This is a genomic window from Turicibacter sp. T129 (assembly GCF_025594975.1).
Taxonomy (GTDB): domain Bacteria; phylum Bacillota_I; class Bacilli_A; order MOL361; family Turicibacteraceae; genus Turicibacter; species Turicibacter bilis.
This window is the reverse complement of sequence record NZ_JAMQUU010000085.1, coordinates 1-16191: the sequence shown is the minus strand read 5'-3', so window position 1 is coordinate 16191 and position 16191 is coordinate 1. Positions and strand designations below refer to the sequence as shown.

Annotated in this window: 13 protein-coding genes; 3 read left to right on the top strand and 10 right to left on the bottom strand. The window is 35.5% G+C overall.

The genetic code is table 11. The features are described from left to right. Window positions 1-32: 32 nt before the first annotated feature. The 10 genes from NEH75_RS12310 to asnB all read right to left on the bottom strand — a co-directional run bounded on the left by NEH75_RS12310 (window position 33) and on the right by asnB (window position 13067). Window positions 33-536 carry an NUDIX hydrolase gene (locus NEH75_RS12310; protein WP_055305740.1) on the bottom strand — a complete coding sequence of 168 codons (504 nt, stop codon included), beginning with the start codon at window positions 534-536 and terminating at the stop codon, window positions 33-35. Window positions 537-595: 59 nt separating this feature from the next. Then, on the bottom strand, window positions 596-2029 hold the full coding sequence (pyk, locus tag NEH75_RS12305; protein WP_055243859.1) for a pyruvate kinase: 1434 nt from the start codon (window positions 2027-2029) through the stop codon (window positions 596-598). Window positions 2030-2088: 59 nt separating this feature from the next. Continuing rightward, the gene (pfkA, locus tag NEH75_RS12300) at window positions 2089-3048 is read right to left on the bottom strand and encodes a 6-phosphofructokinase (protein ID WP_055243861.1); all 960 of its coding nucleotides are present in this window, start codon (window positions 3046-3048) and stop codon (window positions 2089-2091) included. 111 nt (window positions 3049-3159) lie between these two features. Continuing rightward, window positions 3160-6201 carry a DNA polymerase III subunit alpha gene (dnaE, locus tag NEH75_RS12295; protein WP_055305741.1) on the bottom strand — a complete coding sequence of 1014 codons (3042 nt, stop codon included), beginning with the start codon at window positions 6199-6201 and terminating at the stop codon, window positions 3160-3162. 121 nt (window positions 6202-6322) lie between these two features. Continuing rightward, on the bottom strand, window positions 6323-7282 hold the full coding sequence (locus NEH75_RS12290) for a DHH family phosphoesterase (protein WP_055305742.1): 960 nt from the start codon (window positions 7280-7282) through the stop codon (window positions 6323-6325). 130 nt (window positions 7283-7412) lie between these two features. After that, entirely contained in the window at window positions 7413-8600 is a 1188-nt protein-coding gene (locus NEH75_RS12285) for an acetate/propionate family kinase (RefSeq protein WP_055305748.1), read from the bottom strand. Between the two features lie 16 nt (window positions 8601-8616). Continuing rightward, entirely contained in the window at window positions 8617-9603 is a 987-nt protein-coding gene (locus NEH75_RS12280; RefSeq protein WP_055243868.1) for a class I SAM-dependent methyltransferase, read from the bottom strand. 336 nt (window positions 9604-9939) lie between these two features. Further along, window positions 9940-10359: a GerW family sporulation protein gene (gene ytfJ, locus NEH75_RS12275; protein WP_055243870.1), complete on the bottom strand. Its 420-nt coding sequence runs from the start codon at window positions 10357-10359 to the stop codon at window positions 9940-9942. 4 nt (window positions 10360-10363) lie between these two features. Next, complete coding sequence (locus NEH75_RS12270; protein ID WP_055305743.1) at window positions 10364-11128, bottom strand: DUF2953 domain-containing protein; 765 nt, start codon at window positions 11126-11128, stop codon at window positions 10364-10366. Window positions 11129-11258: 130 nt separating this feature from the next. Continuing rightward, on the bottom strand, window positions 11259-13067 hold the full coding sequence (gene asnB / locus NEH75_RS12265; protein ID WP_055305744.1) for an asparagine synthase (glutamine-hydrolyzing): 1809 nt from the start codon (window positions 13065-13067) through the stop codon (window positions 11259-11261). Between the two features lie 147 nt (window positions 13068-13214). On the opposite strand from asnB, the gene yidD reads away from it, so the two are divergent. The 3 genes from yidD to NEH75_RS12250 all read left to right on the top strand — a co-directional run bounded on the left by yidD (window position 13215) and on the right by NEH75_RS12250 (window position 16191). After that, on the top strand, window positions 13215-13469 hold the full coding sequence (gene yidD, locus NEH75_RS12260) for a membrane protein insertion efficiency factor YidD (RefSeq protein ID WP_055305745.1): 255 nt from the start codon (window positions 13215-13217) through the stop codon (window positions 13467-13469). Window positions 13470-13560: 91 nt separating this feature from the next. Next, entirely contained in the window at window positions 13561-14175 is a 615-nt protein-coding gene (locus NEH75_RS12255; protein WP_055243886.1) for a trimeric intracellular cation channel family protein, read from the top strand. 102 nt (window positions 14176-14277) lie between these two features. Then, on the top strand, window positions 14278-16191 hold the full coding sequence (locus tag NEH75_RS12250; RefSeq protein ID WP_238581304.1) for an ABC-F family ATP-binding cassette domain-containing protein: 1914 nt from the start codon (window positions 14278-14280) through the stop codon (window positions 16189-16191).

Genomic DNA, 16191 nt, shown 5'->3' with positions numbered 1-16191 from the left:
CCCATGCCGGGCGCACATATAAAAGAACGGCTTCACACCGTTCTTTTTTTGCTTTCAATAAACTTTTCTAATATCAAAGGAGTAACTACTTTACACTCTCCCCCAATAAAATCAAACTCATCATACTGAAACTGCGCGACAAAATAATCCTCATTTAGAACGTATGGAAGAAACAAACGGTCACTTTCCCAAACATTTAAATTCATAATTTCATTCTTCATCATCCAATGCAGTTCGCCTTCATCACACTCAGAAATTTTACCTTCATATTGCTTCGCAACATAAACATACATCATTTCTTCTAGTCCATTAAAGTTTGGATAATAACAAGCACCTATTAAACTAGGTTCAATAATCTTTAACCCAGATTCTTCTAAAACTTCACGAATGACACACTCAAGTGTTGTTTCATTAGCCTCTACTTTTCCACCCAATCCATTCCATTTCCCTTCATGAACATCTTTTTCCTTTTTATTACGATAAAGCATTAACACTTTTTCATCTTTAAAGATATAACATAATGTTGTCTCTAACATTGTTCACCTCATTATAAAAAAAAGAGGGAAAATTCCCTCTTTTAATCATCACAAGTTAATTATTTAACTTCGTGAATTTTCATTAAGTTAGTGTTTCCTTCACCTGCAGGTAATCCAGCAGTAACTACTGCGATTTCTCCAGCTTCTAATCCAGCGAAGTCTTCAGCAACTTTAGCAGCTGTAGCTAATAATTCATCAGTGTTTGATGTTTCAGCAACAACAACTGGTTGAACTCCCCAGTATAATGCTAAAGATGTAGCTGTTTTTTCACAAGAAGTTGCAGCAACAACTGGTGCAGATGGACGGTATTTAGAGATTGCACGAGCAGTAGCTCCTGATTGTGTACAAGCGATAACAGCTTGAGCTCCTAAATCTTCTACAGTATCAGCAACAGCTAATCCCATAGCTGAAGATACGTTACGTGTAGATGAAGCCATAGCGCGAGCGATGATTTCTTGGTGATCTAAAGCTTGCTCTGTACGACGAGCGATACGAGCCATAGTTTCAACAGCTTCTAATGGATATTGTCCTGCAGCAGACTCTCCTGATAACATGATTGCATCAGATCCGTCGAAGATTGCGTTAGCAACGTCAGATACTTCGGCACGTGTAGGACGTGGATTTTTTTGCATAGACTCTAACATTTGAGTTGCAGTTACAACGATTTTTCCTGCAGCATTACATTTAGCAATGATTTCTTTTTGGATTAATGGTACTTCTTCAGCAGGTACTTCTACCCCTAAATCTCCACGAGCAACCATGATTCCGTCAACAACTTCAAGGATTGAATCCATGTTGTCAACACCTTCTTGGTTTTCGATTTTAGCGATGATTTGAGTATGAGTGTTTCCTTGCTCAGCGAAGATTTCACGGATAGCTAATACGTCTTCTGCACGACGAACGAATGATGCAGCGATGTAATCAACTTGCATTTCACATCCGAAGATCATGTCTGCACGGTCTTTTTCAGAAATGAATGGCATGTTTAATTTAGCACCTGGAACGTTGATTCCACGACGGTCTTTAATGAATGCAGAGTTTTTAACTGTACATACGATTTCTTGGTTAGCTTGATCTAATTCGTTAACTGTTAATTCAACATATCCATCATCAACTAAGATTGTTCCACCAACTTTAACGTCGTTGATTAATCCTGGGTAAGTGATAGAGAATTTTTCAGCTGTTCCTAATACTTCGTTCATAGCAACGCGTACAGTTTGACCAGCAACTAAGTCAACTCCACCATTTTCGAATAAGTGAGTACGGATTTCAGGTCCTTTAGTATCTAATAATACTGCAACATGAGTTCCTTTTTCTTTGTTGATTTCACGGATTAAATCCATACGAGCTTTTTGCTCTGCATGATCACCGTGAGAGAAGTTACAACGAACACAGTTCATTCCTGCATCAACTAATTTTGATAACATTTCTTTTGATTCTGATTTAGGACCAATTGTACAAATCATTTTTGTGTTTTTGAAAGTTTGTTTCATATCCTAGTACGCTCCTTTTAAAATATATTCAATAATCTTACTTCAATAATTCATTCAAATTAAGATAATTGTTTAGCTAAGTTATATAATGTTTCATCGAATACACGTGGTAAATCAAGTGCTTCTAAAATATCGTAATGTGTTAATTTGTTATCACGAATTCCCACACAACGTCCACCTTGACCTTCGATTAATAAATCTACGGCATAAGCACCCATACGACCTGCTAAAACACGGTCAGCTGCTGTTGGAGCACCACCACGTTGAGTGTGTCCTAAAACAGTTGCACGAGTTTCAACACCAGTGCGTTTTTCGATTTCTTTAGCTAATTCATGAGCATCTGTCATTAATTCAGCTAAAGTAACGATGAAATGTTTCTTTTGACGTTTTTTACCTTCTTCAATCTGAGCAACAATTTCATCCATATTGATTCCTTTTTCAGGAACGATTAACTCTTCGGCACCGCTAGCAATAGCTCCCCAAACAGTTAAGTCACCACAGTGACGTCCCATGATTTCAACAACACTACAACGAGCATGTGATGCTGATGTATCACGTAAACGATCAATTGCATCGACAACTGTATTTAAAGCAGTATCGAATCCAATTGTAAAGTCACTACTTACGATGTCGTTATCAATTGTACCTGGTAATGCGATACAGTTGATTCCCATCTCAGTTAATTTTTTAGCTCCCATATAAGAACCGTCGCCACCGATAACAACTAATGCTTCAATTCCATGTTTTTTCAGTTGCTCTACACCAAGTTCACGAACTTCAATGTTTTTGAACTCAGGAAGACGTGCTGAACCTAAGAATGTACCTCCGCGGTTAATGATGCCACCAACATCACTATTAGTTAATGGTTTAATATCGCCTTTAACTAAACCAGCATATCCATTGTAAATACCGAATACTTCAATATTGTTAGCAATACCTGCTCTTACAACGGCACGAATGGCTGCGTTCATACCAGGTGCATCTCCACCACTAGTAAGCACACCAATTCTTTTTACCATAGTGTTCACCTCACACTAGAATTTTGATCATCATCCATTTAATGAAGATTATTCCTCACATATTATATCAATAATTTCAATATTTATAAATCTTTTTCCTATCGGTTTTCGTCATGAAACCGCTATTATTTTGCTAAGATTGAGATTTTTTTCATTATTTCGCATATTAATTCTTCCGTTAACCGCTATCACTTTTCCTAAAAGACTTTTATACTCACTTGTATAGACATCTGAGAAAACCGTTACAGTTAATGACATGTGTTCATCAGTAATATCCATAAATGCCATCAACTTTCCTTTTTTATCTCTAATTTCTCTAAATCTTTCTACAAATCCGATAAAAGTAGCTTGTGATAGATTAATATTCATAATGTCACTTGGATAATACCAGCCATTTTCCTGGGCAGCTTTTGCTAGCATATGAATCGGATGAGAATTTAAGTAAAATCCTAATAATTCTTTCTCACGCTTCATCATTTCTAGCTTTGATAAATCCTTGTGTAAAACTTGAATTTCAAAATCAGTCTCGAATAACCCACCATCATACTTTGAAAAATCTAAGATAGCTCCTAAATTATGATGTAGTGTTGTTCTATTATATCCAAACTCATCTAATGCTCCAACATCAATTAATCCTTCATATGCTCGCTGATTCATAAATCGTCTTGTCCTAACAACAAAGTCATATACCGATTTAAACAATCCCGCTTCACGTTCCTCAATTAATTGACGCGCTAAATTCAAACCAATATGCTTAATCGGTAACAAGCTAAATCGAATTTGATTTTCTTCAATCTGATAACTCAAACCACTCTTATTCACAGAAGGAGGTAAGATAGATAAGTTTAATTGCTTAGCTTCACGAATATACTGTGAAGTATGACGCTCACTTCCAATGACATTCGTTAAAGCAACACTCATAAAATAAGCGGGATAATGTGCTTTTAAGTATGCCATTTGATAAGCAATCATACTATATGCTACGGCATGACTACGATTAAATCCATAATTCGCAAACTTTAAAATAAGAGCATATAGTTGACTGGCAATTTCAATTGGATAACCTCGTTCGACTGCTTTAGCCACAAACTTTCGCTCTTCTTCCTCTAATACATCCTTTTTCTTTTTCGAAACTGCGCGTCGTAAAACATCAGCTTCTCCTAATGTATAGCCAGAAACGACATTGGCAATTTGCATAATCTGTTCTTGATAAACAATGATTCCATAAGTGTTATGTAAGATACCCTGTAAACTCGGGTGATAATAATCCACTGGCTGTTCATGATGTTTACGGGCCGCAAAAAGAGGAATACTCTCCATGGGTCCCGGTCTAAATAAAGCATTACATGCCACAATATCTTCTAAAGACGTTGGACAAACTTTCTTTAAAACTTGACGCATTCCCTCAGACTCTAGTTGAAACACCCCAGTTGTCTGCCCCTTCGCAATCATCTCGTAAGTCTTCGCATCATTAAAATCAATAGCCGTTAAATCAAACGTTGGATCAGACTTCTTCTTAATCAATGTAATGATTTGTTGAAGCATGTTTAAATTTTTAAGTCCTAAAAAATCCATCTTTAATAGACCAATCGCTTCTAAATCCTCCGCTTCATATTGCGACACGTAAACTCCTGTTGGTCCTTCCATAATCGCTGTATAATCCGTTAAATCATGATCACTAATAATGACCCCTGCAGCGTGAATTGAAGTATGACGAGGTAACCCCTCAATTTTCATTGCTTCTTGATAAATCACTTCTAGCTTGGGATAACTTGAAAAGAACTCTCGTAACTCACGACTTTGTTCATAAATATCCTTTAATGTAACGCCAGAATAAATATATCCCGCTACTTTATTAATTAACTGAGTCTCAACATCATGAATACGCGCTAAATCACGCCAAGCGGAACGTGATTGAAATGTTCCAAATGTCGCAATCTGAACAACACATCTAGAACCATACTTAGTCTGTACATATTGAATCACTTCATCACGTCGATTATCTTGAAAATCTATGTCAATATCTGGCATGGATATACGTTCAGGATTTAAAAATCGTTCAAATAAAAGATTATATTTAATTGGATCGACATTAGTAATTCCTAAAACGTAAGACACAATCGATCCAGCAGCAGACCCCCTACCCGGGCCAACAAAAATTTGATTCATCTTCGCATACTTAATAAAATCCCAAACAATCAAGAAATAATCAGCAAATCCCATTTCCTTAATGATAGACAGCTCATAACTCAAACGATTTTTATGAACAGGTGACAGGTTATCACCATAACGTTTCATCAACCCTTTATAACATAATGCCTCTAAATAACTATCAGAAGAGGCTCCCTCAGGCGTAGGAAACTTCGGTAACAATTGCTGATGTAACGGAATCTTTACTGTACAGCTAGCAACAATCTCCTCTGTCATATCAATGGCCTGCGGACAATCAGCAAATAAAGCACGCATCTCCTCTTCCGTTTTAAAATATCGCTCCACATCTTGAATGTCAGTTTGACCAATCGATTGATTCTCCTTAATGGCTCTCAAAAAGGTTAAAGTTTTTGCATCTTCTTTCCTAATATAACGTACATCGTTTAAGGCCACTGTCTTTAGTCCAACCCTTTCAGACCAATGAATCAGATGGCGAGAGACTTCATACGTCAGATGATTAACACGTAAAAGTCCAATATAGAGATGTTCAAGGCGCTTTAAATACTGATGATAATATCTATTTAAACGTTCTTCTTGATGCTGCTCAATAGCAGAAACTAAAACACCACGTTCGCCACTCGTAATAACGATCAAGTTTGATGATTGTGCGATTACCTCTTCAACATCAGCTCCCCCATCTTCTAGTGCTGTCAAAGAAGCTAACTTTAATAAAGTTTCATAACCTTTACTATTTTTAGCTAATAACGTCCACTCATCTTCAAAACCTTCACCTCTAATCTTCAAACTCATCCCAATAATCGGTTTAATCCCTGCTTTTTGACATGCAATATAAAACTTTATCGCACTATGCATCGACCCTTCTTCGACTAAAGCCAATGACTTGAATTGATTTAAAGTGGCTAAACTCACATAATCAGCTAATTTGATAGAACTATTTAATAAAGAATAGGCTGACCGTACCTGTAAATGTGTAAATCCCATTCGAACCCCTACCATTTCTTCAAAATAAAAACATTTGTTCGCATCGATTTTAACATAGAAAAAGACCATTGGCAATTGTCAATAGTCTTTCCAAAATCATAAGATTTTATACATCAAAACGTTAGTTTAATTCTTTAACATAAGTATGACACACTTGTTCTAGTTCATCCAATAATGCTTGACAATCATCCCATGCTTTGACTATCGCACCCGATGCTTTAGGATGACCTCCACCTTCAAATCGAGCGGCTACCTCATTAATAATCGGCCCGTTTGATCGAATATTGGCACGAATACGCCCATCTTCATTTTCAAAAAAGCATACCCATACTCGAATCCCTTCGATATTAGCTAATGTATTTACTAATGCCGAACGTGTTCCAGTCGTTAATCCATAAGAATCTTGAACATCCTTTGACATCTTAAAATAAGCAACACCTGCTTCACTCACTTCAAATTGACTTAAAACAAATCCTTGGGCCTGAACAATATTTAGTGGACGGCGATATAATAATTCATGAATTTTATTACGATCAATTCCACAATCATATAAAAAGCTTGCTGCTCCTAAAGTGGCTGTTGTCGTATTGTCATATAAGAAACGTCCACTATCTGCAATAATTCCTGTATACAAATGTTGTGCAGCTTCTAAGGACATTTTCAAATCATATTGTTCTTTATTAGCTAAAAATAAACTGACAACAATTTCTGATGTCGCTGTTGCATTCGTATTTACATAATTAAGATCCGCATAGTCTTCAACCACTGGATGATGATCTAGCTTGATAAGTTTCGCACCTAACTTAAAACGTCCATCATCAATACGAGCTGAATTGGCAGTATCCATTACAAAAACCAATGCACCCTCATACTCTTCATCCTTCACCTCATCCATAACTCCCATCCATGCAAGTGATGGCTCAGTAAAACCAACAGTTTTAACAAATTTCTCTGGATAATTCTCATGAATCAAAGCCGCTAATCCTAACTGAGATCCTAATGCATCTGGATCCGGACTAACGTGACGATGAATAATAATCTTATCAAAAGCGACGATTTCGCTCCAAATTTCATTTAACATAATTTCACCTCTAACCCGTTTATCATGATTAAATTATAACATAACTAAACATAAATTGACGTTTTAATCCCTTAGCTATCAAAAAAAGCGAGATTCTTTATAGAATCTCGCTTTTTGTTATTTATATGAATTACTTAACAAATGCGTAAGTATCTTTTGCAATCATTAACTCTTCATTTGTTGGAATCGCAAACACTTTGATTTTTGAATCAGCCGTTGAAATTAACGCTTCTTCTCCCATTACGTTATTTGCTTGCTCATCTAATTGAATTCCTAAAGCACCTAAACGCTGAACAACTGCTTTACGAACTGGAATAGAATTTTCTCCAATACCTGCAGTGAAAACAATAGCATCTACACCGTCTAAGTATAAGAAGTAAGATCCAATGTAATCGCAGATACGTTTAATATATAAATTAAACGCGATTGTTCCACGCTCATCACCTTCTGCTACTAATTTTAAGATATCACGCATATCTGAAGAAGCCCCAGATACTCCATATAACCCTGATTCTTTATTTAACGCATTAACCGCTTGATCAATTGTTAAATTTTCTTTTTCCATAACGAATGGTAAAACAGCTGGATCGATATCACCTGAACGAGTTCCCATCATAATTCCTGCTAATGGAGTGAATCCCATTGTTGTATCAACTGAGTGTCCACCTTTAACTGCTGATAAAGAACCACCGTTACCAATGTGAATTGTGATAATTTTAGTATCCGCTAATGGTTTTTCTAATAACTCAGCACAACGCTCTGCTACATACTGGTGAGAAGTTCCGTGGAATCCATATTTACGTACCCCATATTTTGTATACCAGTCGTATTTTACTGGATATAAGTAAGCATCTTTTTCCATTGTTTGATGGAATGCTGTATCGAATACCGCTACAGAAACTGCATGTGGTAATTCTTTCATGAATGCTTTAATTCCTAAAGCATTTGCAGGGTTATGAAGTGGCGCTAACTCTGATAAAGCTTCAATTTCTGCTAACACTTCTGGTGTCACAACTACTGAGCGATCGAATTTCTCTCCACCATGAACCACACGATGTCCAACTCCACTAATTTCATCGTAGCTAGAAACGATTTTTAAATCTAATAAAGCTTCTACTAATAATTGAACCGCTACACTATGATCTTTAATTGGTAATACTTTTTCAATTTTTTGATCTTCAAATTTGATATTGAAAACTCCGTCTTCAAATCCGATACGCTCAACTAACCCTTTAGTGATTACTGTTTGAGCTGGCATCTCTAATAATTGAAATTTTAATGATGAACTTCCTGCATTGACTGATAAAATTTTAGTCATGACCATACCCTCCATTTTATTTGTTAAGTTTAATCCAATTTTCAATACGAGTTAGCATCTTATTAAATTGATGCGGATCATTGAAGTTTGGTAATTGTGCAATTAACACTTCATTAACTGGTTTAACCTGTTCCCCATTTTTTTGTACAATAAATAAGCTTTTTCCAAGCTCATCTTGTTTAAATAGAGTTGTCGGTAACTGTAATAAAGCTTGAATATTTGCTTTTGATGTCAGTAACTGATGAAACGCATGTGACTGAGGTTGACTAAATAAATCATTTGGAATGACGTAAAAGGCATACCCACCTGGTTTTAAATAATTTAAATGGTTCTCAATTAATAAATACGGTAGATAGTTGATCCCTTGAGCAGCTAACGTTAATCCTAATTCATTCATTTCTTCCTGTGATAAGTCTCCCTCAGGTAAATCTCCTATAATTAAATCGAGCGGATCGATAAATAATGGTTTTAACGAGCTTTGTTGATAAAACTGAACCGCATATTCTTGCATATCAGAAAGTGTACATGCAATTTTTAATAAATCATGATTGACTTCGACTCCATAAATCTCCTGTGGTTCAGTCCCTAAATGATTTAAAACAGCCGTTAATAAATTTCCAGTTCCTACTGTTAAATCACCTAGACGAACTTCATTAAAGTTTTTAACAAACTTAGAGATTAAATACCCCAAAATAAGAGCTATTGAATCTGGTGTCATAATCGCATTGGTTAAACGTTCTGATTTTAGTCCTTTCAAAATCGCTAATTGAAGCGCTTTTCTAATTTCCTCTTGCGTAAACTCTAACCCCTCTAATGTTGCATAATGTGTTTGCAAAGCTTTCTTTGACTCTTCATTTATTGATTGGTTAATCTCTTGCGACATGATATTTTGACAAGATTCACACATCGCATGTAAATAACTCATCTTAAGCTCTGAGCTAATGATCATCGAGGTTTCATCTACGAGATCAAATAGTTGTTCAATTACTTCAGGTCTAAGCACTAAAAATCACCTCTTCATGATATACACATTGATTTTACTACAACTTAAAGCCAATGTCACTGTTTTACTCCAAAAAATGTTATAACGTTTATCTTATTTTGGAGTTTGTGAAAAAGCGCTTAAACTTAAACCTCAATGAGTTTCTTCGGCAGCGCATACGCTTAATTCATCTAGATGTTTTTTAAAAAAAAGTTGTATTAGATATTTTTGGTGGTAAAGACATTCTTATTAACAACGATTTTTCTAATTTGATCTATTGTCACTTTACCGTATCATGCCTAATTGAATTTCAACACGTTTGTCTAACAGAGCAAAAAAATGAGTAAAACGGCTGTTTTACTCATTTTTTCCTTCCATTCCTTGAGATGATTTAATTCCTGATTTATCAAATTCATTCATGATACTATTAATGACTTTAGGTGCTTGATCTAATAATCGTTCATATAAAGAGGTACGTTCCTCAATATGCTTTAATTCGACACCTGATTGATTTACGACTAAGAAAGCAATTGGTGTAATGGAAACTCCACCTCCACTTCCACCTCCAAATGGGGGTTGATCATTAGATGATGTTTTACGTTCCGCTTCAAATTCACTACCACCTGCTGCAAATCCAAAACTCACTTTTGAAACTGGAATAATAGTTTCTCCATTTTCAGTTTTCACTGGATTCCCAACAATCGTATCAACGTCCACCATCTGTTTAATATTTTCCATGGAGATTTTCATCAAATTATGAATTGGATGTTCAGCCATGATATCATTCCTCCTCTAACTTAAGCATTCGTTTAATCGTTAACAATTCTTTAAAAGATAATAAAAGAACAATTATAATATCAACGATTCGAAACGAGAGTATACATGAGAGATTTAGGAAAATTGAATTTCCACTAAACTTGCTTGTCACATCAAAGTGATACGAATCAATTTTTTTCACATAACGTTCAATAAACCGATAAATATTTGCTTGAACGCCCCAAATCACTCCAAGTAGACATCCGGTTGTCATCGCGTCATCTAAACTAAACTCAACAACCGAGTCTAATTTCTGAATTCTAATTTTTGTGGTTAGCCGGATAAGAACGGTTCTCGCCTCTTTTAAAATCACCTTTCCTCGGTGAATCATTTGCTTAATCTCCTTGAAATCTAATTTCTGCTTCACCTTCTTCTCTTTAACCTTTTCTTTTTTCTTAAGCGTCACTTTTTCAACCTTTCGTCCTTTTGTTTCAGGTTGTTCAACCGTTAGCACTTTAGATTTCACCTTAACTTTAACGGCTTCCTTTACTTCAGTCTTTGTAGCTTTCTCTTCTGCTACCTTTTTAACTTCATGAATTTGTTGACTTGCCTCTTCTTTCATCGACTCACTTAAGACATCATCAACATTGACTCGATATTTAAACCATAAATATCTTAGTTCAATCCATCCATATTGATTTTGAACAAAAATTTCTATTTTAATTCTAATGAATAATAACAGAATGATAATCCCCGAGAGTACTAACAAAAAATAACCAATCCATCGCATAATCTAATCCCCTTAATTTAGTCTTTTCTGATAGTATGCTTCAAATAAAAAATTTTATTCCTGCCTTTCACTTCTCCCCCCTCCCCTCTAGCAAAAAAAGTCGCTAGCACTACTGCTAACGACTTTTCTCTTATTCAACAAATGACATATGATACTCTTTAAACCAAACATGGAATTGATATAAATAAGCAATTAATTGAGGTTGAGTCATTAATTGTCCAAACCATGGACGCGTAATAATCTCCTCATTGGTATTCGCAAGTGCCCATAATTTTTGCTCATCAAAAATCTCATGTAAAATTGAATCAGAATCACTCAATGCCTCCCTTAACAATGTTTTGATTAATTCAGTATAGTGAGGGTTATGTGTTTTTGGATATGGATTTTTTTTACGATATAACACCTCATCAGGAAGCACTCCTTCTAATGCTTTACGTAACACCCCTTTTTCCATTCCACCATAAAATTTCATCTCCCATGGAATATTGTATAAGTATTCCATCAAACGATGATCTGCAAATGGGACACGAACCTCAAGACTCGCTCCCATACTCATTCGATCTTTTCGGTCAAGAAGCGTTGTCATAAACCATTTCGTATTCAAATAAGTTAACTGGCGTTTTTCATTATTTAAGTCACTATCCCCCTCTAAAATAGGCGCCATCGCTACTGATTCATTAAATCTCTCTGTTGCATACCCAACCAAATCTAATTTTTCTTGCCACTCTGGTTTTAATAACGTATTACGGATAGCCAAATCTCGAAGCCATGGGAACATTCCATTCATTGGCTCACGATAAAACCAAGGATAACCACCAAAGATTTCATCAGCACATTCTCCTGACAAACTCACCGTAAAGTCCTCTTTAATTTTTTTACAAAACCAATAAAGCGACGAATCTACATCTGCCATTCCCGGCATATCACGAAAATGAACAGCATCCGTCAGAGCATCAGCCAAGTCTTGATTACTAATGACGCAATAATGATGATTCGTATGATTTAAATCCGAGATTAATTTAATAAAATCACTATCTTGTGACACCGTAAAATCTGTTTTTTTGAAATATTTTAAATTATCTTCATAATCAATAGAGAACGTATGAAGATTTTTCATTTGACTTGCCGCAATCGCGGTAATCGCAGATGAATCAATACCTCCTGATAAAAAAGTACACAATGGAACATCAGATACTAATTGACGCTTAATCGCATCTAATAAAATTTCTCTCGTTTTAGCAACAGTTGTTTCAAAATCATCTTTATGCTCGTTAGCTTCAAGCTCCCAGTATTGAGTCAATTCAACATGACCAGCCGAAACTTTCATATAATAACCTGGTTTTAACTCTTCAATCCCTTTATATAATCCATGACCTGGTGTATGAGAAGGGCCAACCCCTAATAGTTCTTTAAATCCTTCTAATGTTATTTCATTTTTGCGCGTATACTGTAAAATCTGTTTTTGCTCTGATGCAAAAATTAATCCGTCTGGTAATAAACAATAATATAAAGGTTTTACCCCCGCACGATCGCGCGCGACATACAGACTTTGCTCTTTACTATTCCATACGGCAAATGCATAAATCCCATTTAATTTTTCAACTACTTTTTCTCCAAAACACACATACGCTTTCAACAATACTTCTGTATCTGAATGACCTTTAAATGTATAACCTGCCTCTAATAACTCTTGACGAATTTCCTCTGTATTATATAGCTCACCGTTGTATACCATTGTATAATGGTGAAACGCCATTGGTTGTTTTCCTTGCTCAATATCAACGACTGATAAACGACGGTGTCCTAAAAATACATGTTTATCATAAAAGGTTCCACCTTCATCCGGTCCACGATGTAAAACAGCTTGCACGCAACTCATATCATAAGGTGTCTTCACCTCATTCAATTGATAATTAACGACTCCAAAAATTCCACACATCTCTACATCACCTCATCAAAATCTCTTTAGTGGGATAAAATAAAAATAATTTGTACGACATATCCTATGCAAAAACCTACGAGGTTGAAACAAGTTTTCACTTCTGTTAATATATTTTTATATTTACAAGAAAGGACATTTTCTCATATGAAACGTCTAATGATTAAAATGATTCGTTTTTATCAAAAATATATTTCTGTACAATCAGCTCCAAGCTGTCGCTTTATCCCAACCTGCTCTCATTATGCCATCGAGGCCATCGAAACACATGGTGCTATTAAAGGTGGTTATCTAGCAGCTAAGCGAATTTTACGTTGTCACCCATGGGGAAAAATGGGCTATGACCCTGTCCCATCCAAATGCTGCAAACATCATAAAGATACTCCCCATTCTCAAAAGTAAACTATTTTTTCATTTGAATAATTGACATAAAACAACAGGATTGCTATACTCATAACATTGTAAAATTCGATCGATAAAAGGAGATGAAAGGATGGATTTAATTACACTCTTTGAGTATATTGGTTTATTTGTATTTGCTGCATCCGGAGCTATTTGTGCCATGGAAAAGAAAATGGACCTATTCGGAATTTTAATTTTAGCAACTGTAACTGCCATTGGAGGTGGTGTCATTCGAGATGTCGTCACTGATGTTGGAATCCCCGTCTTTTTTTCCAACTATCAATACTTATTAGTGATCATAATTGCAACCTATTTAGTCATCTTATTTCGTGGACAAATAAAATGGAGAAATTCATTTATCATTTTAGATGCGCTCGGTTTAGCCGTATTTACTATTGCAGCGGGAATGAAGGCCATTGAATCTAATTATAATTTTATGACTTTCTTATTTGTCTCTGTCATTACAGCAGTAGGTGGTGGAGTTATTCGTGACGTCTTAGCTCAGCGAGTTCCTACCATTTTAAAACGCGAAGTTTATGCTGTTGCTTCTTTAATAGGAGCAATCTGTTTTTGGTTTATTCATCCAATACTAGGAATAACGCTAAGTTCGTATTTATGCTTAGGATTAATTTTGTTTATTCGACTTATCACGCTCTATTATCATATTGAACTCCCTTATGCAGATAAAGAAGAAATTCATTTCTAACCCGATTACATGATAAATCGGGTTTTTTCTTTGCTCTGAATTTAAAACACGGTATAATAGTTCTATAATTTTAGAAATGTAGTGGTGATAAAGTTGAATTTAATGACAATTGAAAATATAAGTAAAAGCTACTCCGTTAAAACATTGCTCAAAGATATTTCATTTGGAATCAGTGAAGGAGAAAAAATTGGAATTATCGGAGTTAACGGAACAGGGAAATCAACTCTTTTAAAAATTATTGCTGGTGTTGAAACACCTGAAACAGGAAAAATTACAAAAGGAAATCGTGTTCGCATAGAATACCTCTCACAAAACCCACACTTTGATGAAGAAGCAACCGTTTTAGAGCAAGTCTTCAAAGGAAATTCTCCTGAAATGAAGCTATTACGTGACTACCAAGAAATTCTTGATGTCTTACAAAACGAATATAATGACGAAATCAATGAACGTTTATTAAAGCTACAAGATCAAATCGACCGCTTAAACTTATGGGATTTAGAAAGCGAGGCCAAATCTGTTTTAACTAAACTTGGAATCACGAATTTCTCACAAAAGGTGAAAGAACTATCAGGGGGACAACGTAAACGTGTCGCTCTTGCTTCAGCTCTTATCACACCATGTGAATTATTAATCTTAGATGAGCCTACCAACCACTTAGATAACGAAACGATCACTAAATTAGAAGACTACTTAAATGGACGTAAAGGGTCACTCTTAATGATTACCCATGACCGTTACTTCTTAGATCGTGTCACAAACCGTATCATTGAATTAGATAAAGGAAAATTATATAGCTACGATGGAAACTATTCATTATTCCTTGAAAAGAAAATGGAACGTCTTCAATTAGAAGCAGCTATGGAAGATAAACGTCAAAACTTATTAAGAAAAGAATTAGCTTGGGTACGTCGTGGGGCACAAGCACGTTCAACCAAACAAAAAGCTCGTTTGCAACGATTTGACGAACTTAAAAATCAAGAAAAACCAACTACCCAAGAAAATCTTGATATCTCAGTTGCTTCCACGCGTCTTGGTCGTAAAATCATGGAGTTTAACCACGTCTCTAAATCTTATGGAGACCGTTGCCTCATTCAAGATCTTGACTACACACTAGCAAGAACGGATCGTATCGGAATTGTTGGACCAAATGGAATTGGAAAATCCACATTAATCAATTTAATTCGCGGAAAAATTAAACCTGATTCAGGAACCATTGATATTGGAGAAACAGTTAAGATCGGTTGCTTTGCTCAAGAAAGTGAAGAAATGAAACCAACCATGAGAGCTATCGATTATATTAAAGAGAAACGTGAATATATTGAAACAGCCGATGGAACCCGTATCACGGCTTCACAAATGTGTGAACGTTTCTTATTCGACGGACATCTACAATATTCTCAAATTGGTACTTTATCAGGGGGAGAACGTCGTCGTTTATACTTATTACGTATTTTAATGGATGCACCAAACGTCTTACTACTAGATGAGCCAACCAATGACTTAGACATCGATACATTACGCCGCTTAGAAGACTATCTTGACGAATTTAACGGAATTGTGATTACCGTTTCTCATGACCGTTACTTCTTAGATCGTATCTGTAATAAAATCTTTGCCTATGAAGGAAACGGGCACATCACTATTTATACAGGTAACTACAGTGATTACCTTGTTTTTCAAGAAGCTAACGCTTTAGCTCAAGAAGCTGCACAAGAAGAAGTTAAAGTTAAAGAAACACTAAAAGCAAAGCCACGTCTTGAGAAAAAAATTAAATTTACCTTTGCTGAGCAAAAAGAATTTGAAACGATTGATGATGAAATTGCTGAGCTAGAAGAAAAAATCTCACAATTAGATGAACAACTCGTTCAATACGCCACTGACTACGTTAAATTACAAGAAATTATGTCAGAAAAATCAGTCGTTGAAGAAACATTAGCTCATAAATATGAGCGTTGGGAATACCTAAATCAATTAGCTGAAGAAATTGAAAATTCTAAAAAATCGAGTAGGAGATAA